Below are 19,173 nucleotides of genomic sequence, written 5' to 3'. Positions count from 1 at the left end.
GTGGCCTTTTGCGATGGGGCGGGTCAATCCAAACGAACCGCCGGCCCCGAGGTCACATCCTGCACCGAGAACCCCGCCCGGTGCAGCCCATAGTCGGCCACCACAGTAAGCACCGCAAGGGTCAGGAACGCCAGATACATGCTCTTCATCGGTCTTTTCCCCGTCTGGCGGTCTTAGTCTGCCGCGTGGTGGGTTGGATCATGGGCGGGCTTTCCGGTCACTTCTTCGTACCAAAGCCCATGGTGTTCCTTGGCCCATTGCTCATCGACCTGCCCCGAGCCCATGGCATCAAACGCCCCCTCCATCCCGATGCTGCCCAGATAGATATGCGCGAGGATCATGGCGATGAACAGAAAGGCGACGATGGCATGCCACAGTTGGGCCAGTTGCATTTCCTGATGCGGCAGCAGCGACGAGGGCAGCGCGTCCAGCCCGACCAATTGTGGCAGACCTAGGTTGTTCAACGTCTCGAAGGTTCCGGCGAACAGGGATATCTGGAACGGGAACAGCAACGACAGCCCCGACACCGAGATCGACACCCCCAGCACCAGCACGCCCCAGAAGATCAGCTTTTGACCGGCATTGAATTTCTTGGCCGGCGGATGAACCCCTTTGGAGAACATCCCGCCCGCCTGCGCCAGCCATTTCAGATCGTGTCGGTTGGGGATGTTGTGCACCAGCCAGAACAGGGTGACCAACACCAGCCCCAGCATGAAGGCCCATGAGACATTGTTGTGCACCCATTTCCCGGCGTGTGCGAGGGGGGCATAGCTTTCTTTGCCGAGCAGCGGGATGATCGCCATACGCCCGAACAGCAATGTCAGCCCGGTGATGCCAAGCAACACGAAAGATCCGGCCAACAGCCAATGCGCGAACCGTTCGATCGCGGAAAACCGCAGGATCGGGATGCCGGTCTTTTCGCCGTCGATCCGGATCCGTCCCCGCAGCAGGTAGAACAGCAAAAGCGCAACCAGCACCCCCAGCAGAAGATAGCCACCATAGGTTGCCAGCGGCCCCTCACGAAACGCCAGCCAGCGCATGCCGCTGTCCTGAATGACCACCGCAGCCGCCGGGGCGCGCGAGGACACAATCACATCGGCGGTGCCATAGCGCAACGCGCGCCACAGCTCCGGGTCCGACACGCCGCCCAAGGTACCGAGTTGGCCGGTGATCGGTGCAGCGGCTGACGGATCCCCCGTCGCCCCACGCCGGAAATCATCATCTACCGCTTCGCCGCGCTGGCGGGCCAGAATATCCTCAAGCGTCTGCGCCCCACCGGTCGCCGCATGCGGATCTGCGGCGGCCTGTTGCGCGGTCCCAGCGCCAGCCTGCAGCAGCACAAGCATCAGCGCTGCGATGAAAGCCAACAGTCTGTGGGTGATGATCGCCATAGCCGATTTTCCCATGCAGTCAAAGCATTGGCCCGCGGTGTCGATCACCGCGGGCACAGAGTATAGCCCATGCGCCCGATTTCAGACGCATGGAAAAGGTCGGGATCAGTTCGCCTTTTTCTCGTAGGCGGTGCCCCATCCCCAGGCCCCCGAGCCAAACCCGCGGGCCACGACCCGTTCGCGATAGATCGCCGAAACCATGTCGCCATCCCCGGCCAGCAGCGCCTTGGTCGAACACATCTCGGCGCAAAGCGGCAGCTTGCCCTCGGCGATCCGGTTGCGGCCATATTTGGCGAACTCGGCGCTGGAATTGTCCTCTTCCGGGCCGCCAGCGCAGAAGGTGCATTTATCCATCTTGCCGCGCGATCCGAAATTGCCCGCCTGCGGATATTGCGGCGCGCCAAAGGGACAGGCGTAAAAGCAATAGCCGCAGCCGATGCACAGATCCTTGGAGTGCAGGACGATCCCATCCTCGGTCTGGTAAAAGCAATCCACCGGGCAGACGGCCATACAGGGCGCGTCGGAACAGTGCATGCAGGCGATCGAGATCGAGCGTTCGCCGGGAGAGCCGTCGTTGATGGTAACCACCCGCCGACGGTTGATGCCCCAAGGCACCTCATGTTCGTTCTTGCAGGCGGTGACGCAGGCGTTGCACTCGATGCAGCGCTCGGCGTCGCAGAGGAATTTCACTCGTGCCATTGTGTCGACTCCTTATGCTGCGCTGATCTTGCAGAGAGTGGCCTTGGTCTCCTGCATCTGGGTGACCACGTCGTACCCATAGGTCTGGGCGGTGTTTGTGGATTCGCCCAGAACATAGGGGTCGGCCCCCTCCGGATACTTGTCGCGCAAATCCTTGCCCTGAAAATGGCCGCCAAAGTGGAAGGGCATGAAGGCAACCCCCGGCCCCACCCGTTCAGTGACCATCGCCATCACCTTGACCTTGCCGCCCTCGGGCCCCTCGACCCAGACCTGCGCCCCGGCACGCACCCCCAGATTGTTGGCGTCGCGCGGATTGATCTCGACGAACATGTCTTGCTGCAACTCGGCCAGCCACGGGTTCGACCGGGTTTCGTCGCCGCCGCCCTCGTATTCCACCAAACGCCCCGAGGTCAGGATGATCGGGTAATCCTGGCTGAAGTCCTGCTTCTGGATCGAGGCGTAAAGCGTTGGAAGGCGATAGAATTTGCGATCCTCATAGGTCGGATATTCCGCCACCAGATCGCGCCGATTGCTATAGAGCGGCTCGCGGTGCACCGGCACCGGGTCCGGGAAGGTCCACACGACCGCGCGGGCCTTGGCATTGCCGAAGGGCGCGCATTCATGCTTGATCGCCACCCGCTGGATGCCCCCCGAAAGATCGGTTTTCCAGTTGGTCTTGGGCCCGGCCACCGCATCAATCGCGGCCCGTTCTTCGCCGGTCAGGTCACCATCCCAGCCAAGATCCATCAGCATTTGCATGGTGAACTCGGGGTATCCGTCCTGGATCTCGGAGCCCTGACTATAGACACCCTCGGCCAGAAGATTGTCGCCATCCCGCTCCACGCCAAAGCGCGCCCGGAAGGTCAGCCCGCCCTTTGAGACCGGTTTGGACATGTCATACAGGTTCGGCGTGCCTGGGTGGTTCATCTCTGGCGTGCCCCAGCACGGCCAGGGCAGACCATAGTAATCCCCATCGGCCGGGCCGCCCACGGCCTGCAAGGTGGTCCTGTCAAAGGTGTGCTGGTTGGCCATGTGCAGCTTCAGCCGCTCTGGCGACTGGCCGGTATAGCCGACCGTCCACATGCCGGTGTTGATTTCGCGCAGCACGCTTTCGATGTTCGGCGTCTCGTCGTCTTCCATTTCGATATTGCGGAAAAGACGATCGGCAAAGCCGAACTTGTTGGCGAACTTGGCGATGATCACGTGATCCGGCTTGGATTCGAACAGCGGGGCCACCACCTGCTCGCGCCACTGGACCGACCTGTTCGAGGCCGTGACCGAGCCGCGGGTCTCGAACTGGGTCGCGGCCGGCAGCAGATAGACCCCGTCGGTGCGGTCCTGCAGCACCGCCGAAACCGTCGGATAAGGGTCGACGACAACCAGCATGTCCAGCTTTTCCATCGCCGTCTTCATTTCGGTCATGCGGGTCTGAGAGTTGGGCGCATGCCCCCACAGAACCATCGCGCGGACGTTGTCGGGCTGGTCGATATTCTCCTTGTCTTCCAGAACGCCGTCGATCCAGCGCGACACCGGAATGCCGGTGCGGGTCATCAGGTTGGTTTCCTTGCCCTCGGCATCCTTCTCGATCTGGAATTGGCCTTTCAGCCAGTCCATATCCTCGCCCCAGACCCGGCCCCAATGGGCCCAGGCACCGTCGGCCAATCCGTAATAGCCCGGCAGCGTATGGCTGAGCACGCCCAAATCGGTCGCGCCCTGCACGTTGTCATGGCCGCGAAAGATATTGGTGCCGCCGCCAGCGACGCCCATGTTGCCCAGCGCCAGTTGCAGGATGCAATAGGCCCGGGTGTTGCTGTTGCCGTTGCTGTGCTGGGTGCCGCCCATGCACCAGATCACGGTGCCGGGGCGATTGTTGGCCAGGGTGCGTGCCACCCGCTCCAACTGGCTGCCGGGCACGCCGGTGACGCGCTCGGTCTCTTCCGGGGTCCACTTTTTCACCTCGTCGCGGATCTGGTCCATACCCCAGACACGGGTGCGAATGAATTCCCTGTCTTCCCAGCTGTTTTCAAAGATGTGCCACAACAGCCCCCAGACCAGCGCCACATCGGTGCCGGGGCGGAACCGCACATATTCGTCGGCATGGGCGGCGGTGCGGGTGAAACGCGGGTCGCAGACGATCAGCGGCGCGTTGTTCTCTTCCTTGGCCTTCAGCAGGTGCAGCAGCGAAACCGGGTGCGCCTCGGCCGGGTTGCCGCCGATCACGAAGATCGCCTGAGACTTGTGAATATCGTTGTAGCTGTTGGTCATGGCGCCGTAGCCCCATGTGTTCGCCACGCCCGCCACGGTGGTCGAGTGGCAGATCCGCGCCTGGTGGTCGACGTTGTTGGTGCCCCAATAGGCGGCGAACTTGCGGAACAGATAGGCCTGTTCGTTGCTATGCTTGGCCGAGCCCAGCCAATACACGCTGTCCGGGCCGCTTTCGTCGCGGATTTGCAGCATCTGATCGCCGATCTCGTCGATCGCCTGCTCCCAGCTGATCCGCTTCCACGCGCCGCCCTCTTTCTTCATCGGATATTTCAGGCGCCGCTCGCCATGCGCATGTTCGCGCACCGCCGCCCCCTTGGCGCAATGGCTGCCCAGGTTGAACGGGCTGTCATAGCCGGGCTCCTGTCCGATCCAGACGCCGTTATCCACCTCGGCCATCACGGTACAACCGACCGAGCAATGTGTACAAACCGATTTCACCATATCCACGGCGCGGGTGGCTGCCGTCTGCGCATCGGCGCGGGTGACGGTTCCCCCCGTCACGCCCAGCGCGGTGAGCCCGCCGATGGCCAGCCCCGAGCCCCGAAGGAAGGCCCGGCGATCAACGGATTTTTCGGCAACTGCGGCCAAAAGCGGTGTCCGATGGGCACTGCGTGACCCTCCGCCTGTCTTTTTCCTGAGCATCATTCTCTCCCTTGCTTGCACGGTGCCGGGCACCGCAGCGCTTGCTTGGCCCCCGGTTTGCCGGGGGGATCTGGCTTCAGAACCGGGCCGTCTCGTAATAGGCGCGGGTCTGTGGGGTATCTTGCAGGCCGCTTGTCTTGGCCCCGGCGTCGCTTGCCGCTGCCGCCTCGCTGCCGCTCGCCGCCACGGCCACGACGGCGGCGGGGGCCGAACTGGCCGCGAGCTTGAGAAAATCGCGGCGGTTGGTCTTGTCGCTGTTGGATGTCTCAGCCATCTTGATGTTCCTTCCTCGTTGTCCAACGGGCGTTTGCCACCCGCGCCTGCCTGCGGCCCAAAGGGCCCGCCGGCCTGTTGTCACTGTCCGGCCATGCGAAAGGCCTCGCGCTCGATCTCCATGAAAAGCCGCCCGATGCGGCCCACCGGCGCATAGAAGATCGAGGTTTTGGCCGCTTCGAGATCGGAAAAGAAATGCGCGGCCCAGGGGCCGATATGGCGGTTGAAGAACGTGCGCTGCTGCGCCAGCGTCTCGGCCGCGCCAAAGCGGCCCTCGATCAACCCGGCCATCATCTCCAACACACTCGCGATGTTGTCCTCGGGCTCATAGACATTCGGGGCGCGCTGGATGGCGCGCGCCGCCATGTCCGTCCGCAGCGCCGCCAGCGGTTTTTCATTCAGGAAACCGGTCATGTAATAGCTGGCATAGGGTACAAGTTCGCCCCGGCCCATGCCGATGAAAAGGTCGTTGAATTCCCCCTCGACACCTTTTTCGGTGGTCTTTCCGGCCAGCTTGGCCAGCGTAGAAATCGCCTGCCCCATCGGTGCGCTGTCACCGCTCAACCGGGCGGTCTGATCAAGCAAGCCGCGCGACGGCGGCCCGGCCAGCAGCGCCGACAGGAAATCATAGAGATCCGCGCGCAGCTTGTCCTCTTCGGGGATCGTCTGTTCGGTCTGGGCGGCCTGGGTCATCTGGGGCGATCTCCTCGATCAGCTTTCAAACGCAAAGCGCATGTGGCGGCGGGCAGGTGTTGCCGGGGCGGGCTGTTCGCCCATCTCTTCGACCGGCACCTCTTGCTCGACAGTTTCGCGCAGGCGGGAGGCGGCATCGGGCGCATCCGGAATCGGCGTGGCGCTGGCATCCAGATCGGCCCCTTCGGCGGAGTTCGTCGGATCGGCCTCGGTCGCCTCGGCTGTCGCATCCTGCACCAATGTGCGGACATGTTCATACATGCCGCGCCCAACCTCATAGGCCGTGCGCATATCCGGCACCACCATGGCCGCGTCGGTGAAATCATCGCTGTAGTCGGTCAGCCCGTCGAGATTGGCCAGCACCGGATTGGAGGTCCACAGCCGCCGCAACGCCCGGCGCCGCAATCGCTCCGGCACGGCCTGTTGCATGAAGGCGGCGAAATCATCGCCGCTTTCCAGCGTGTCGGGATCGGGCAGGCCCAAGTCCCGCAGCAGATCTTCGTCTGGCCTGTCGGCCTCGGCACGGGCGCGCTCTGCCTCGGCACCTGCCCGCTCGGCAACAAGCCGTGCGGTCGCTTCGGCCTCCGCCTCGGCCCGGACAGCGGCGCGGCGGCGCGACCAGAAATCCCCGGTGTCCCGGTCCAGCCCCATCAGCCATCCCCCCGGGTGATCCCGCGCGGCGCGCGGTAGACATCGCTGATCTGGCGAATGCGCGGATCGCCCTTGCCGTCCTCGACCAGATCAACCCGCTGGCGGTCGCGCTTGCGCTTGATAAAGACCTCTTCGACATGATGTTCGGCCACGAAATCGCGCACCCAGCCGATCAGCCCAAGCGGCATCGGTACCAGTTCCACCAGCCCCTCGCCGCTTTCGGCGTAGCCCTGCCCCTCATAGGCCGAGACCGTCACCAGCTCGGGCCGCCAAGGCATCTGCGCCTCGGGGTCGGTCTGGTCCCCCAAAACGACATAGAGACCCGGCGTCTTGGCCGAGAGGGCGACAAGATAGGCCTCGGTATCCGAGGAATACAACGTCAGGGTCAGGGTCGCGGCGTGATATTCCGCCGCCTCCCCCTCGCGGCGCAATTCGCGCCAATCTGCGGGGCCCGCCCCGGGAAGGACAGCAACGACTTTCCACGACCATTTCTGCCACCGGGTCACCCCCGGCGTTTTCCGAACGACAATGCCCAAAGGCATGGATTCGCAGATAACAGCCATTCGTCCTGATGCCTCCCCCGCGTTCGACGTTCCGTAGCGCGCCAGTCTCTCGCCCCTAATTGACGACAGCCCATCCCTGCCGCCAACAGCAAACTTGGCGAATCGCTGCTTTTCGCTTCAAACCCGCAAACGGCAGGACAAATTGTCCACTTTGGGCAGTACCCCAGATTGTCGCATAGACGAATTGTCCCAACCGCCCAAATCCATGTCTTTTTGTCACCTATTATTCCGGCGAAATTCGACGAATCACCCCATTTCTGCTTTACGGGCTGTGACGTTTCGTGCCTAGCATCGCGCCGCACCAGCGCATCGCCGTCACAGCAAAGGCGCAGCACCGGGGAGAGGGGCACATGACTAAGCAACTGATTTTATGTGATTGTCTTGGCAGTCAATCCGTGGATCGCGCGGCTTTGAGCCATGCGACCGGCCTGCCCTGTTCCCGCGTCCACACCGCTTTGTGCACCCGCGCAATCGACAGTGCCGCCAAGGCGATCAGCGACGGCGACGTTGTCATTGCCTGTGCTCAGGAAGCGCCACGGTTTGAGGAACTGGCCGCCGAACTGGAGCGCCCCGCGCCGCTTTGTGTCGACATCCGGGATCGCGCCGGCTGGAGCGAGGACGGCGACAGCACGGCCAAAATGTCCGCCCTGATCGCCGAGGCCCGGCTGGCCCCGCCGCCGGTCAAGACGATCGACGTCACCTCTGACGGGCTCTGCCTGATCATCGGCCCGGCCCGTGTCGCCCTGCCCGCGGCCGAGCGGTTGGCCGATACGCTGGCGGTGACCGTGTTGCTGCTTGACGGCACCGAGGATCTGCCGCTGTCGCGCCGCTATGAGGTGATCACGGGCGATCTGAAGCGGGCGCAGGGCAGTTTCGGCAATTTCACCCTGCGGCTGGACCGGCTGCGGATCGTGGAGCCCGGCGGGCGCGGCGACTTTTCCCTCACTGCGCCGCGCGACGGGGCAGAAACGCTCTGCGACCTGATCCTTGATCTGTCCGGGACCACGCCGCTGTTTCCCGCCCCGCACAAGCGCGACGGTTATCTGCGCGCCGATCCGGGCAGCGCCACGGCGATCGCGGAGGCGGTATTCGAGATCGCGCAGATGGTCGGGACCTTTGAAAAGACGCTTTTCCTGACACTGGAGGAGCATCTGTGCGCCCATTCGCGCGCCGGTCAGGTCGGTTGTACGCGCTGTCTCGACATCTGCCCGACCGGGGCCTTCTCGCCTGCAGGCGACAGTGTCACCGTCGATCCGATGATCTGCGCGGGCTGCGGCGCCTGTTCCTCGCTCTGTCCCTCGGGCGCGATCAAGTATGACGCGCCGCCGGTCGCGCATCTGATCGCCCGCATCCGCACCCTGTCCGAGGCCTTTCGCGCCGCCGGGGGCAGCGCCCCGCATCTGCTGGTGCATGACGAGGACCACGGCGCCGAGATGATCGCGCTTTCGGCCCGATTCGGGCGCGGTTTGCCCGCCGATGTGATCCCGCTGGCGGTGCCCGCGCTGGCCGGGTTTGGCCATGCGGAGATATTGGCCGCGCTGGCCTCGGGCTTTGCCGGGGTCGACATCCTGCCAAGCCCGCGCAGCGAGCGCGACCCGATCACTTATGAAATCGCGCTGGCCGCCGCCATGGGCGCAGGGGATCGCGTCGCCCTGCTGGACGTAGACACGCCCGACGCCATGAGCGATGCGCTTTATGCCCAGACCTCCAGCGCCGCCGACAGCGCCACGGATATCGCCCCCGTCCTGCTGATGGGGGACCGCCGTCAGGTTGCGCGGCTGGCCGCCAGAACGCTGATGCCGCAACAGGACACCCCGGTTCCGCTGCCGGTCGGCGCGCCCTATGGCGCGGTACTGGTGGATGGCGACAAATGCACGCTGTGCCTGTCCTGCGTCTCGCTTTGCCCGTCCGGGGCGCTGCTGGATAACCCCGACCTGCCGCAACTGAGGTTTCAGGAGGACGCCTGCCTGCAATGCGGGATCTGCGCAACCATCTGCCCGGAAAGCGCAATCACGCTGGAGCCGCGGTTCGATCCCACCGACGCGGCGATGTCGCAGCGGGTTCTGAACGAGGAAGAGCCGTTTTGCTGCATCGAATGTGGCGCTGCCTTTGGCGTGAAATCGACCGTTGAAAAGATCGTCGCAACGCTCGCCGGCAAGCACGCGATGTTCTCGGGAAACGGGACGGAACGCCTGATCCAGATGTGCGACGACTGCCGCATCAAGGCGCAGTACCACAAGGACAACAACCCCATGGCCTCGCGCGAGCGTCCCCGCGTGCGCACCACCGAGGATTATTTCGGCCAGCGCCGCGATCATTGAGGCGCGCTCTGACAAGCCAAGGACACCACCGCCCCGGGCGGCACCCATCACCACCAACCACAGGAGTCTCCGATGGATGACAAACTCAACATGTCGATGCGAAAGTTCCTGAAACAAGTCGGGGTCACCTCGCAACAGGCGATTGAAGAGGCCATGCGCAAGGCCGGGCCAGAGGCCGCGGGCAAGGCGCACCCGATCCGCATGGTTCTGACCATCGAAGGGTTGGACATGGAGCATGTGGTCGAAGGTGAAATCGAGGGCCCCGCAGCATGAGCGCAACCCGCGAAGACGTTCTGGGGGCCCTGCGCGGGATCATCGACCCGGTCGGCGGCAAGGATATCGTCACCGCCGGCATGGTGCGGGCGCTGACGGTTGAGGGTGGCACCGTGCGCTTTGTACTGGAGACCGACCCGGCCCGCGCCGCCCGGATGGAACCGACCCTTGCCGAGGCCGAGGCCAAGGTTAAGGCGCTGCCGGGGGTGGCGCAGGTTTCGGCCGTGCTGACCGCCCATGCCAGCGCGCCCAAGCCGCCGGATCTGAAGATCGGTGGCCACCCCAAGCCCGGCGGCCCCGAAAAGGTGCCCGGGGTCGAGCGGATCATCGCCATCGCCTCGGGCAAGGGCGGGGTCGGGAAATCCACCGTCTCGGCCAACCTCGCCTGCGCGCTGGCCGCCGAGGGTCGCAGGGTGGGGCTGCTCGACGCCGATATCTACGGGCCGTCGCAGCCGCGTATGCTGGGGGTGTCGGGGCGGCCCGCCTCGCCCGATGGCAAGACCATCCTGCCGCTGCGCAACCACGGGGTCACCTTGATGTCGCTGGGCCTGCTGACGCAGGAGAACGAGGCCGTGGTCTGGCGCGGACCGATGTTGATGGGCGCGCTGCAGCAAATGCTGTTTCAGGTGCAATGGGGCGCGCTTGATGTGCTGATCGTCGATCTGCCGCCGGGCACCGGCGACGTGCAGATGACGTTGGCGCAGAAAACCCATCTGGACGGCGCGATCATGGTTTCGACCCCGCAGGACGTGGCGCTTCTGGATGCGCGCAAGGGGATCGACATGTTCAACAAGCTCAAGACCCCGATCTTTGGCCTGATCGAGAACATGAGCATGCATGTCTGCTCCAACTGCGGCCATGTCGAACATATCTTTGGTCATGGCGGCGTGGCGGCCGAGGCCGAAAAGATGGGCGTGCCGCTGTTGGCCGAACTGCCGCTGGACATCAACATCCGCACCACCTCTGACGGCGGCGCGCCGATCGTGGTGTCGCAACCGGACTCTGCCCCGGCGCAGGCGTTTCGCGCACTGGCCCGAAACCTGATCGCCGAGGGGCGGGCATGATCCTTCTGACGCCGCAATTTCCGCCCTTGATGAAGGGGTTGGCGGCTGGTCCGGCGAATCCCTTCACCATCGCCTGTACCGAGGCCGCGCGCGGCACCGATGCCGGGCTGTTGCCTTGGTCCCTGACCGAGGAGCGGCTGCGCGCGGCGCTGGTGCTGGCCCCGGAAGAGCCGCTGCACAGCGCCATGGCCGCCTTTTGCGCCTGTGGCGTCGGGTTGCAGAACGCCATCGGCGCGCTCGCCCCGCCGGAAACCGCCGTGCATCTGGAATGGACCGGCGGCATTCGCCTGAACGGCGGGCATTGTGGCGGGCTGCATGTGAGCGCCAGCCCGCGTGACCCGGCCGCCACGCCCGACTGGATGGTGATCGGGCTGGACCTGACGCTGACCCTGCCCGACGGCGACGACCTTGAGCCGGGGCAAACGCCGGACTGGACCGCGCTGGCGCAGGAGGGCTGCGGCGATATCGATCCCCTCGCCCTGCTGGAAGCCTGGGCGCGCCACAGCCTTGTCTGGCTGCATGAGTTGGACAGCGCAAAGGGCCGCGCCGCCCTGTACCGCGAATGGAAGGGGCTGGTGTGGAAACTGGGCGAGACGGTCACCGTACCGCTGTCTGACGAGCGGCCGCAGGGCACCTTTCTGGGCGTGGACGAGGATTTCGGCATGGTGTTGAAACCGGATACCGGCGATACCCGCCTGATCTCGCTGAGCACCCTTCTGGAAGAGGTTTGATCCCATGTTGCTGGCCCGAGCCATCCATTTCGACGAAAGCGACCGCAATGTGTTCCACCTGCCCGCCCGCACCGGGGAATGGGCAATCAGCGGCGGATTTGAATTCTCCAACTGGAGCGAGGCCGATCTGACCGGCAAGGCACGGCAGGCCTTTGCCAACGGCTGGCTCGGCGTCGAGACCTTCGGACGGGTCACCTTTGTCGCCGTCACCCGGATCGAGCCACCCGAGCTCGATGCGCTGGCCGATCAACTGGCCCGCCATTTCATCGAGATCTATGGCGCGCCCGCGCTTGAGGCCGCCTTGCCAGTCGCCCATGATGAGCTGAAACACATGGCCGAGCTCTGTGCGGAGCATGACGCCAACACGGTGTTGACCGTGCGGCGCGAGCTGACCAGCGCCGGGGTGCGCGAGGAGTATCGCTTTATCGAGGCGACCGAGGCCGGGCTGGATCAATTCGCCATCCACGGCACGCTGGACGAGTGACGCCTTTAGGATAACGCCTTGCACATGACGTCTGACAAACAAAACGGGCGCCCGCCGGGGTCCGGCGCGCGCCCTTTGACCGGGTGATGCGGGATCAATCGACCGTGGCGTTGAAGGTAAACAGCTTTTCACCGTTCAGCGTATAGCCGTCGATCAGTTCCTTGGCGCGATCGCTGACCAGCCAGGCTTCGAGCGTATTGGCCAGATCGTTTTTCGCATGCGGGTGTTTCGTGGGGTTCACCGGCATATAGGCATATTGGTTGAACAGGATCGGGTCGCCCTCATAGACCAGTTTCAGATCGCCCTTGTTGGCGAATTTCAGCCAGCTGGCGCGATCCGACATGAGATAGGCGTTCATCCCCGATGCGGTGTTCAGCGCCGCGCCCATGCCCTGACCGACCGCACGATACCAATCGCCCTGCGGCGCGATCCCGGCCGCGTCCCACAGGCGTAGCTCCATCTTGTGGGTGCCGCTGTTGTCGCCACGGCTGACAAAGGGGGCCTTTGCCTCGGCAATGGCGCTTAGCGCGTCGGTCGCCCTGTCGGCCTTGGCGACCCCGGCCGGATCATCCGAAGGTCCGACAAAGATGAAATCATTATACATGATCTCGCGGCGATGGGTGCCATTGCCCTCGGCCAACCACGCCAGTTCGGCCGCCTTGGCGTGAACCAGAACCGCATCCACATCGCCCTGCGCGCCAAGCTTGAGCGCCTGACCGGTACCCACGATCAGCAGTTGCACGTTGATGCCGGTGTCTTTCTTGATCTCGGGCAGCAGCACGTCGGCAAGGCCAGAGTTGGCGAACGAGGTCGTCACCGACATCTTCATGTCCTGCGCTTGCGCCGCGACGGCGAAGACCGCGGAAAGCGCCGCGGCGAGAAGGGTCTTGAACGTCATATCACGATATCTCCCTGTAAATAGGCATAGGCTTGGTTGCTTTGCGGCGCGTCGAAAAAGGCCGCGCTGGAGGCCTGTTCGACAAGTCTCCCGTCATGCAGAAACACCACCTCATCGGCCAGACGTCTGGCCTGTCCGATATCGTGGGTCGACATCACGATCCGCGTGCCGCCGGCGCGGATATGGGTCAGGATCTCTTCGATCTCTCGGGTCGAACGACCGTCGAGATTGGCCGAAGGCTCGTCCAGAAACAGCAGCGCCGGCTCCGTGATCAGCGCCCGCGCCAGCGCCATTTTCTGCTTTTCGCCCCCGGACAGGGTGCTCGCGTCCTTTTTCAGACGAACCCGCAGGCCGACGGTTTCGGCGCAGGCCGCCGCGCGCTCGCGCGCCTCGCCCCGCGACACCCCCTTGAGCCGAAGCGGATAGGCGATACTGTCAAGCACGGAGCGACGCATCAGGATCGGCGTCTGAAACACGAAAGCCTGCCGCGCACGCAGCGCCTCGGCGCTCTCGGCCCAGCGGATCTGCCCCGATGACACCCGCTCCAACCCATGCAGCGCGCGCAGCAGCGTGGTCTTGCCAGCGCCGTTCGGGCCCATCGCCATGGTCACCCCCGCGTCACGCAGGCCCAGCGATATCGGGCCGACGATGACCCGCCCGCCCCGGCGCAGCTCGACCTTGTCGAGCACCATCATCGGGTTCACCATCTTGATCCCCTTTCGGTGCGCGACAGCATATGCAGCGTCAGATTTACCGCGATGGCCAACCCGATCAGCACGAAGCCCAGCGCCAGCGCCATGTCGAATTCGCCCTTTCCGGTTTCCAACGCGATGGCAGTGGTCAGCACCCGGGTGGCATGGTCGATATTGCCGCCCACGATCATGATCGCCCCCACCTCGCCAATACCGCGGCCAAACCCGGCAAGCGAGGCCGTCATCAGCGCCCGCCGCCCATCCCAAAGCAAGGTGGCGATGCGTTGGCTGTGCGTGGTCTCAAGCGAGATCAGCAGATCATGGTAATCGGCCCAAAGTTCGCGGATGGCCTGATGCGCAACCGAAGCGATGATCGGCGTGATGATGATGACCTGCGCGATCACCATCGCGGTCGGCGTGAACAGCAGCCCCAGCACCCCGAGCGGCCCAGAACGGGAGAACAACACATAGACGAACAAGCCAACCACCACCGGCGGCAGCCCCATCAGCGCGTTGAGCAGCGCGATGACCATGCGCCGCGCCGGAAAGCGGTTGATCGCCAACCACGCCCCCAATGGCAACCCGATGGCCGAGCCGATCACCGCCGCGCCAAGACTGACCTGCAACGACAGCAGGGTGATCTCCACAAGGTCGGCATTCAGCGTCACCACCAATTTGGCCGCACGCGCCAATCCCTGAAGAATGTCATTCATTACAGAGTGTTCCGTCTCGTTCTGCAGCAGATTACATACGCGGCGGGGCATCGAAACGGACAAATTGAGGGTTCGCCGCAAAGGGGGCGGACAAATTGTCCCCGCCCGGTCCGCTCAGCCCGCAGGCACCGCCCGCCGCGCCATGCACCACTCGAACACCGCCTGCGCCTCACCGGGGAGCGGTTCGGCCAGATCCTCGGCAAAGAGGCGGAATTGCGCCACATTGTCCCGGTTGACCGCCGTCAGCACCGGGATACCTGCGGCCAGCGCCTCGCCGATCAGGGGGCGAAATCCGCGGCCCTCGATCTCCTGCTTGCCGTATTTGTTGACGATCAGCAGTTCCGGCCCCTCGGCCAGCGCATGGGCCACCAGCCCGACCGCGCGTTCCAGCCCGCCCGGGTCCAGCCGACAGCCGCGCGACAACGCCCCGAGGCTTTGGCTGATGCGTACCACCGTGTCACGCGACAGGATATGCAGATCCATCTCGCATCTGACGTCTGCGCCCGTTTCGATTTCGGTGTCGCTGTTGACCTGCACCGCCCCGGCCAGATGCACGCCTTGCGCGCGCAGCCGCTCGGCCACCTGCCGGATCACCAGATCCGCGGCCCCCTGCCCGTCTGCCACCACATAGCCCAGCATCGCGCACCCCTTGCAACTCTCCAGTTCGGCATACAAGATGCCCGCCGAGCAGGAAAGAGACCCCGCCTTAAAAAGGAGCCGCCGCGTGACGCTGCCCGACCTTCCTCTGCTGCCCGATCCCACGGACCAAAGGCTGACCCGGCGGATCACCGGCACGGATCACACCGGCGCTGCGACCGAGATCTCGGTCGTCGAGGAACGCCCGCTGACGATCTATCTGAACCGGCAAGAGATCGTCACCGCCATGACGATCGGCGACCACCCCGAGTATCTGGCGCTGGGATTTCTGCGCAATCAGGGCATGTTGCGCCCCGATGACGAGGTGACGGGCGTCGATTTCGATGAAGAGATCGAAACCGTGGTGGTGCGTACCACGCGGCAGACCTCCTATGAGGAAAAGGTACAGAAAAAGACCCGCACCAGCGGCTGCGCGGTGGGCACCGTCTTTGGTGACATGATGGAGGGGCTGGAGGGGCTGACCCTGCCGCAGGCCGAGGTCCGCACAAGCTGGCTTTATGCGCTGGCCAAGCAGATCAACAGCACGCCGTCGCTGTATCTGGAGGCCGGCGCGATCCACGGCACCGTGCTGTGCCAGCGCGACACCCCCTTGGTTTACATGGAGGATGTCGGGCGCCACAACGCGGTGGACAAGATCGCCGGGTTCATGTTCCGCCACGGGGTCCGGGCCGACGACAAGATCCTTTATACTACCGGGCGGCTGACCTCCGAGATGGTAATCAAATGCGCGCTGATGGGCATCCCGGTGCTGGCCTCGCGCTCGGGCTTCACCGCCTGGGGGGTGGAAATCGCGCGTCAGGTCGGGCTGACCCTGATCGGGCGGATGCGCGGGCAGCGGTTCGTCTGCCTGTCGGGAGAAGACCGGCTGCTGCGCGATGCCGACCCCGGCGAGGTGCCGGAAGAGGCCGGGAAACATCGGCGCAAAGGGGCGGACGCATGAGCGGGATCGCGGGGGTCATTCTGGCCGGCGGCAAGGCCACCCGCATGGGCGGCGGCGACAAGGGGCTGCGCGAGCTGGGCGGCACCCGACTGATCGATCACGTCATCACGCGGCTTGCACCACAATGCGACCGTCTGGCGATCAACGCCAATGGTGCGCCCGAACGCTTTGCCGAATTCGCGCTGCCGGTGCTGCCGGACAGTATGCCCGATCACCCCGGACCGCTGGCCGGGGTTCTGGCCGGGCTCGACTGGGCCGCCGCCGAGGGGATCGATACAATAGTGACCGCCGCCGCCGACACGCCGTTCTTTCCGGCCGATCTGGTCGCACGGCTGCGCGCGGCGGCGGGCCTCGAGGGGCTGGCGCTGGCGGGATCGCGCGACGCCGAGGGTAAATTGTGGCGTCATCCAACCTTTGGCCTCTGGCCGGTTGCGCTGCGAGGGGATCTGCGCGCGGCGCTGGAGGGCGGGCTGCGCAAGATCGTGCTGTGGACCGATGCGCATCAGGCCGGGCTGGCGGAGTTTCCGGCGCAGCCCTTCGATCCGTTCTTCAACGTCAACCGCCCGGAAGACCTGACCGAGGCGGCGCATCTGCTGGAGGCGCTGTGAAGGTCTATGGCGTCACCGGCTGGAAGAACGCTGGCAAAACCGGGTTGATGGAACGTCTGGTGGCCGAGATCACCGGGCGCGGTCTACGCGTTTCCACCGTCAAACATGCCCATCACAGCACCGATGTGGACCAGCCCGGGCGCGACAGCCATCGCCACCGCGAGGCCGGCGCGCAGGAGGTCATGCTGGCCTCGCCGCATCGCTGGGCCTTGATGCATGAGCTGCGCGGGGCCGATGAGCCGCCGCTGGAGGAACTGCTGGCGCGGCTCTCGCCGGTCGATCTGGTGCTGGTCGAAGGTTTCAAGCGTGACCATCACCCCAAGATCGAAGCGCATCGCGCCGAGACCGCCAAGCCCTTGCTGGCTGGGGAAAACCCAAGCGTGCGCGCCGTGGCCGCCGATACACCGCAACCGGGCTGCGCCCTGCCGGTGTTTGATCTCGACGACACCGGAGCGATTGCCGATTTCATCCTGCGAGAGGTCGGGTTGTGAGGTTCGACACTGTCGTCGTCACCGATTGGTCAGGGGCCTCCACCCCCTCGCCCGCGCGGCCCTCACAGGATGCGATCTGGATCGGTGTGGCGCGGGACGGCGAGATGGCGACCAGCTACCACCGCACCCGCGAGGCGGCGACCGACGCGCTTTGCACCCTGTTCGCGGCGGAAATCGACGCCGGGCGACGGGTGCTTGCCGGGTTCGATTTTCCCTTTGCCTATCCACGCGGCTTTGCCCGTGCCCTGACCGGTACCGATGATCCCCTCGCGCTATGGGCCGAGATCGCGGCGCGGATCGAAGACGGGCCCGACAATGCCAACAACCGGCTGGATGCGGCGGCAGAGATCAACCGGCGCTTCCCCGGAGCGGGTCCATTCTGGGCCAACCCGCTGGGCCGCGACATTCCCGACCTGCCGCGCACCAAGGCCGAGCATGCCAACCCCTTCGCCGACAAACGCGCGTGCGATACCGCCAAGGGCGCGCAGCCGGTCTGGAAACTGGCGGGCGCTGGGTCGGTCGGCTCTCAGGCGCTGCTGGGCATTGCCCGGCTTCAGGCGTTGCGCAAACGGTTCGGCGCGGCGCTTTCCGTGCGCCCGTTCGAGTCCGCACAGACCCCGATCACGCTGGTCGAGGTGTTCCCCTCGCTGATCGCGAAAACCGTCGCGGAACTGGCCGAGCCGGGCGAGATCAAGGATCGCGCGCAGGTCCGCATCCTGTCCGCCGCGCTGCGGGCCTTGGCGCCAGAGCAGCTTGATGCGATGACGCGCGACGGTGATCTGGAAGAGGGCTGGATCCTCGGGCTGGGTCACGAGGGCGCGATCGATTCTGCCGCCCGCAAGGGGCTTGCGCCCGCGATCCTGCCCCCCCGGCTGCGCAATGATTGTTTCGCCATGCCGCAGGGGGTGACCTGGGTGCCGGTGGAGGTGGCGCTGGACAAATTGCGAGCGGCGCTGCACCCGGTGACCGCGCATCAAACCCTGCCCACCGCGCAGGCCGCCGGGCGCGTCCTTGCCGCCGAGTGCATCGCGCGCCGATCCAACCCGCCGCGCCCGAATTCCGCCGTCGATGGCTTTGGCTTTGCCCATGCCGCAACCGGTGCGGGCGTCCAGCACCTGCCGCTGGTCGATGGGCGTGCGGCGGCGGGCCAGCCGTTTGACGGCACAGTGCCAATGGGGGCCGCGATCCGAATCCTCACCGGCGCGATCCTGCCGCAAGGCGTGGATACCGTGGTACTGGAGGAAGACACCGCGCTGGACGGTGGCGCGGTGATCTTTGACGGACCGCTCAAACCCCACGCCAACACCCGCGAAGCCGGCGAAGACGTGGTCGAGGGGGCGCAAGCCCTGCCCGCCGGTCATCGTCTGCGCGCGCCGGATCTGGCGCTGCTGTCGGCGCTTGGCATCCCCGAGGTCGAGGTGTTCCGCCCGCTGCGGGTCGGCGTGTTGTCGACCGGCGACGAGATCGTGCCCAGCCCGGCCAGCCCTGCCGCGCCGCATCAGATCTGGGATGCAAACCGACCCATGCTGCTGTCGCTGGCAAAGGGCTGGGGCTGCGAGGCGGTTGACCTTGGCCATGTGCGCGACGACCCGGAACAGATCGAGATCCGCCTGAACGACGGCGCGGACAAGGCTGACGTGATCCTGACCTCGGGCGGAGCCTCGGCAGGGGACGAGGATCACGTCTCGGCCTTGCTGCGGCGCAAGGGCACACTGTCAAGCTGGCGCATCGCGGTAAAACCGGGGCGCCCGCTGGCGCTGGCGATGTGGCAGGGCAGGCCGGTCTTCGGCCTGCCCGGCAATCCGGTCGCGGCGCTGGTTTGTGCGCTGGTGTTTGCCCGCCCGGCCCTGTCGCTGATGGCCGGGGCCGGATGGCAGCGCCCGCAGGGATTTACCGTGCCGGCGGCCTTTTCCAAGACCAAGAAACCGGGGCGGCGGGAATTCCTGCGCGCGCGGCTGACAGAGGCGGGCACGGCGGAGGTGTTCCAATCCGAAGGCTCTGGCCGCATCAGCGGGTTGAGCTGGGCCACCGGGCTGGTGGAACTGCCCGACAGCGCACTGACGATCACGCCCGGCACGCCGGTGCGGTTCATCCCCTATGCCGCCTTCGGGCTGGTCTGACGCG

The 19,173-nt window shown here is 65.3% G+C and carries 21 protein-coding genes; 9 read left to right on the top strand and 12 right to left on the bottom strand.

Going from position 1 to position 19,173, the window contains the following annotated elements; genetic code table 11:
- Positions 1–23: 23 nt before the first annotated feature.
- The 8 genes from E1B25_RS22730 to E1B25_RS03595 form a co-directional block, all read right to left on the bottom strand.
- On the bottom strand, positions 24–149 hold the full coding sequence (locus E1B25_RS22730) for a hypothetical protein (RefSeq protein ID WP_280960240.1): 126 nt from the start codon (positions 147–149) through the stop codon (positions 24–26).
- Between the two features lie 24 nt (positions 150–173).
- Positions 174–1,391 carry a formate dehydrogenase subunit gamma gene (locus tag E1B25_RS03625; protein ID WP_132827317.1) on the bottom strand — a complete coding sequence of 406 codons (1,218 nt, stop codon included), beginning with the start codon at positions 1,389–1,391 and terminating at the stop codon, positions 174–176.
- 105 nt (positions 1,392–1,496) lie between these two features.
- Positions 1,497–2,090, bottom strand: a complete 594-nt coding sequence (gene fdh3B / locus E1B25_RS03620) for a formate dehydrogenase FDH3 subunit beta (protein ID WP_132827316.1) — start codon at positions 2,088–2,090, stop codon at positions 1,497–1,499.
- A 12-nt stretch (positions 2,091–2,102) separates the two neighbouring features.
- Positions 2,103–4,997 carry a formate dehydrogenase subunit alpha gene (locus E1B25_RS03615; protein WP_132827315.1) on the bottom strand — a complete coding sequence of 965 codons (2,895 nt, stop codon included), beginning with the start codon at positions 4,995–4,997 and terminating at the stop codon, positions 2,103–2,105.
- Positions 4,998–5,073: 76 nt separating this feature from the next.
- A complete protein-coding gene (locus E1B25_RS03610) occupies positions 5,074–5,271 on the bottom strand; it encodes a ubiquinol-cytochrome c reductase iron-sulfur subunit N-terminal domain-containing protein (protein ID WP_132827314.1) in 198 nt (65 codons plus the stop codon).
- Positions 5,272–5,351: 80 nt separating this feature from the next.
- A complete protein-coding gene (locus tag E1B25_RS03605) occupies positions 5,352–5,963 on the bottom strand; it encodes a TorD/DmsD family molecular chaperone (protein ID WP_132827313.1) in 612 nt (203 codons plus the stop codon).
- A gap of 18 nt (positions 5,964–5,981) precedes the next feature.
- A complete protein-coding gene (locus E1B25_RS03600) occupies positions 5,982–6,614 on the bottom strand; it encodes a DUF3306 domain-containing protein (RefSeq protein ID WP_132827312.1) in 633 nt (210 codons plus the stop codon).
- Positions 6,614–7,156 (bottom strand): DUF3305 domain-containing protein, encoded by a 543-nt coding sequence (locus tag E1B25_RS03595; protein WP_132827701.1) that lies wholly within the window; start codon positions 7,154–7,156, stop codon positions 6,614–6,616. Before E1B25_RS03595 ends, E1B25_RS03600 begins: the two co-directional genes overlap by 1 nt.
- 371 nt (positions 7,157–7,527) lie before the next feature.
- Between E1B25_RS03595 and E1B25_RS03590 the strand changes: the two genes are divergently transcribed.
- The 5 genes from E1B25_RS03590 (at position 7,528) to E1B25_RS03570 (ending at position 12,050) form a co-directional block, all read left to right on the top strand.
- A complete protein-coding gene (locus E1B25_RS03590) occupies positions 7,528–9,498 on the top strand; it encodes a 4Fe-4S binding protein (RefSeq protein WP_132827311.1) in 1,971 nt (656 codons plus the stop codon).
- Positions 9,499–9,570: 72 nt separating this feature from the next.
- Entirely contained in the window at positions 9,571–9,771 is a 201-nt protein-coding gene (locus tag E1B25_RS03585; protein WP_132827310.1) for a DUF6494 family protein, read from the top strand.
- Entirely contained in the window at positions 9,768–10,835 is a 1,068-nt protein-coding gene (locus E1B25_RS03580) for an Mrp/NBP35 family ATP-binding protein (protein ID WP_132827309.1), read from the top strand. The genes E1B25_RS03585 and E1B25_RS03580 overlap by 4 nt, the downstream gene beginning before the upstream one ends.
- Positions 10,832–11,566: a biotin/lipoate--protein ligase family protein gene (locus E1B25_RS03575; protein ID WP_132827308.1), complete on the top strand. Its 735-nt coding sequence runs from the start codon at positions 10,832–10,834 to the stop codon at positions 11,564–11,566. The genes E1B25_RS03580 and E1B25_RS03575 overlap by 4 nt, the downstream gene beginning before the upstream one ends.
- Positions 11,567–11,570: 4 nt before the next feature.
- Positions 11,571–12,050, top strand: a complete 480-nt coding sequence (locus tag E1B25_RS03570) for a DUF6505 family protein (RefSeq protein WP_132827307.1) — start codon at positions 11,571–11,573, stop codon at positions 12,048–12,050.
- A 94-nt stretch (positions 12,051–12,144) separates the two neighbouring features.
- Here the strand turns inward: E1B25_RS03570 and E1B25_RS03565 are convergent, their stop codons facing one another.
- The 4 genes from E1B25_RS03565 to E1B25_RS03550 all read right to left on the bottom strand — a co-directional run bounded on the left by E1B25_RS03565 (position 12,145) and on the right by E1B25_RS03550 (position 14,992).
- Entirely contained in the window at positions 12,145–12,948 is an 804-nt protein-coding gene (locus E1B25_RS03565; protein WP_132827306.1) for an ABC transporter substrate-binding protein, read from the bottom strand.
- Positions 12,945–13,655: an ATP-binding cassette domain-containing protein gene (locus tag E1B25_RS03560; protein WP_132827305.1), complete on the bottom strand. Its 711-nt coding sequence runs from the start codon at positions 13,653–13,655 to the stop codon at positions 12,945–12,947. Before E1B25_RS03560 ends, E1B25_RS03565 begins: the two co-directional genes overlap by 4 nt.
- On the bottom strand, positions 13,649–14,353 hold the full coding sequence (locus E1B25_RS03555; RefSeq protein WP_132827304.1) for an ABC transporter permease: 705 nt from the start codon (positions 14,351–14,353) through the stop codon (positions 13,649–13,651). Before E1B25_RS03555 ends, E1B25_RS03560 begins: the two co-directional genes overlap by 7 nt.
- A gap of 114 nt (positions 14,354–14,467) precedes the next feature.
- Entirely contained in the window at positions 14,468–14,992 is a 525-nt protein-coding gene (locus E1B25_RS03550) for a DUF2478 domain-containing protein (protein WP_132827303.1), read from the bottom strand.
- 37 nt (positions 14,993–15,029) lie between these two features.
- Between E1B25_RS03550 and E1B25_RS03545 the strand changes: the two genes are divergently transcribed.
- From E1B25_RS03545 to E1B25_RS03530, 4 genes are read left to right on the top strand one after another with little or no spacing between them, the layout of a single operon-like run.
- Complete coding sequence (locus E1B25_RS03545) at positions 15,030–15,950, top strand: formate dehydrogenase accessory sulfurtransferase FdhD (protein ID WP_132827302.1); 921 nt, start codon at positions 15,030–15,032, stop codon at positions 15,948–15,950.
- The gene (gene mobA / locus E1B25_RS03540) at positions 15,947–16,558 is read left to right on the top strand and encodes a molybdenum cofactor guanylyltransferase MobA (protein ID WP_132827301.1); all 612 of its coding nucleotides are present in this window, start codon (positions 15,947–15,949) and stop codon (positions 16,556–16,558) included. The genes E1B25_RS03545 and mobA overlap by 4 nt, the downstream gene beginning before the upstream one ends.
- A complete protein-coding gene (gene mobB / locus E1B25_RS03535) occupies positions 16,555–17,049 on the top strand; it encodes a molybdopterin-guanine dinucleotide biosynthesis protein B (protein ID WP_132827300.1) in 495 nt (164 codons plus the stop codon). The genes mobA and mobB overlap by 4 nt, the downstream gene beginning before the upstream one ends.
- Positions 17,046–19,169, top strand: coding sequence for a molybdopterin-binding protein (locus E1B25_RS03530; protein ID WP_132827299.1), 2,124 nt, complete (start codon positions 17,046–17,048; stop codon positions 19,167–19,169). Before mobB ends, E1B25_RS03530 begins: the two co-directional genes overlap by 4 nt.
- Positions 19,170–19,173: the final 4 nt, after the last annotated feature.

The sequence above is a fragment of the Antarcticimicrobium sediminis genome, assembly GCF_004348975.1.
GTDB classification, from domain to species: domain Bacteria; phylum Pseudomonadota; class Alphaproteobacteria; order Rhodobacterales; family Rhodobacteraceae; genus Antarcticimicrobium; species Antarcticimicrobium sediminis.
Note: the sequence above shows the minus strand (reverse complement) of the source record. Positions and strands in the feature narration are given on the sequence as shown.

What these genes read in the sequence shown, in the direction of transcription:
- E1B25_RS22730 (WP_280960240.1), bottom strand. Translation starts at nt 149, where the DNA reads ATGAAGAGCATGTATCTGGCGTTCCTGACCCTTGCGGTGCTTACTGTG.
- E1B25_RS03625 (WP_132827317.1), bottom strand. Translation starts at nt 1,391, where the DNA reads ATGGCGATCATCACCCACAGACTGTTGGCTTTCATCGCAGCGCTGATG.
- fdh3B (WP_132827316.1), bottom strand. Translation starts at nt 2,090, where the DNA reads ATGGCACGAGTGAAATTCCTCTGCGACGCCGAGCGCTGCATCGAGTGC.
- E1B25_RS03615 (WP_132827315.1), bottom strand. Translation starts at nt 4,997, where the DNA reads ATGCTCAGGAAAAAGACAGGCGGAGGGTCACGCAGTGCCCATCGGACA.
- E1B25_RS03610 (WP_132827314.1), bottom strand. Translation starts at nt 5,271, where the DNA reads ATGGCTGAGACATCCAACAGCGACAAGACCAACCGCCGCGATTTTCTC.
- E1B25_RS03605 (WP_132827313.1), bottom strand. Translation starts at nt 5,963, where the DNA reads ATGACCCAGGCCGCCCAGACCGAACAGACGATCCCCGAAGAGGACAAG.
- E1B25_RS03600 (WP_132827312.1), bottom strand. Translation starts at nt 6,614, where the DNA reads ATGGGGCTGGACCGGGACACCGGGGATTTCTGGTCGCGCCGCCGCGCC.
- E1B25_RS03595 (WP_132827701.1), bottom strand. Translation starts at nt 7,156, where the DNA reads ATGCCTTTGGGCATTGTCGTTCGGAAAACGCCGGGGGTGACCCGGTGG.
- E1B25_RS03590 (WP_132827311.1), top strand. Translation starts at nt 7,528, where the DNA reads ATGACTAAGCAACTGATTTTATGTGATTGTCTTGGCAGTCAATCCGTG.
- E1B25_RS03585 (WP_132827310.1), top strand. Translation starts at nt 9,571, where the DNA reads ATGGATGACAAACTCAACATGTCGATGCGAAAGTTCCTGAAACAAGTC.
- E1B25_RS03580 (WP_132827309.1), top strand. Translation starts at nt 9,768, where the DNA reads ATGAGCGCAACCCGCGAAGACGTTCTGGGGGCCCTGCGCGGGATCATC.
- E1B25_RS03575 (WP_132827308.1), top strand. Translation starts at nt 10,832, where the DNA reads ATGATCCTTCTGACGCCGCAATTTCCGCCCTTGATGAAGGGGTTGGCG.
- E1B25_RS03570 (WP_132827307.1), top strand. Translation starts at nt 11,571, where the DNA reads ATGTTGCTGGCCCGAGCCATCCATTTCGACGAAAGCGACCGCAATGTG.
- E1B25_RS03565 (WP_132827306.1), bottom strand. Translation starts at nt 12,948, where the DNA reads ATGACGTTCAAGACCCTTCTCGCCGCGGCGCTTTCCGCGGTCTTCGCC.
- E1B25_RS03560 (WP_132827305.1), bottom strand. Translation starts at nt 13,655, where the DNA reads ATGGTGAACCCGATGATGGTGCTCGACAAGGTCGAGCTGCGCCGGGGC.
- E1B25_RS03555 (WP_132827304.1), bottom strand. Translation starts at nt 14,353, where the DNA reads ATGAATGACATTCTTCAGGGATTGGCGCGTGCGGCCAAATTGGTGGTG.
- E1B25_RS03550 (WP_132827303.1), bottom strand. Translation starts at nt 14,992, where the DNA reads ATGCTGGGCTATGTGGTGGCAGACGGGCAGGGGGCCGCGGATCTGGTG.
- E1B25_RS03545 (WP_132827302.1), top strand. Translation starts at nt 15,030, where the DNA reads ATGCCCGCCGAGCAGGAAAGAGACCCCGCCTTAAAAAGGAGCCGCCGC.
- mobA (WP_132827301.1), top strand. Translation starts at nt 15,947, where the DNA reads ATGAGCGGGATCGCGGGGGTCATTCTGGCCGGCGGCAAGGCCACCCGC.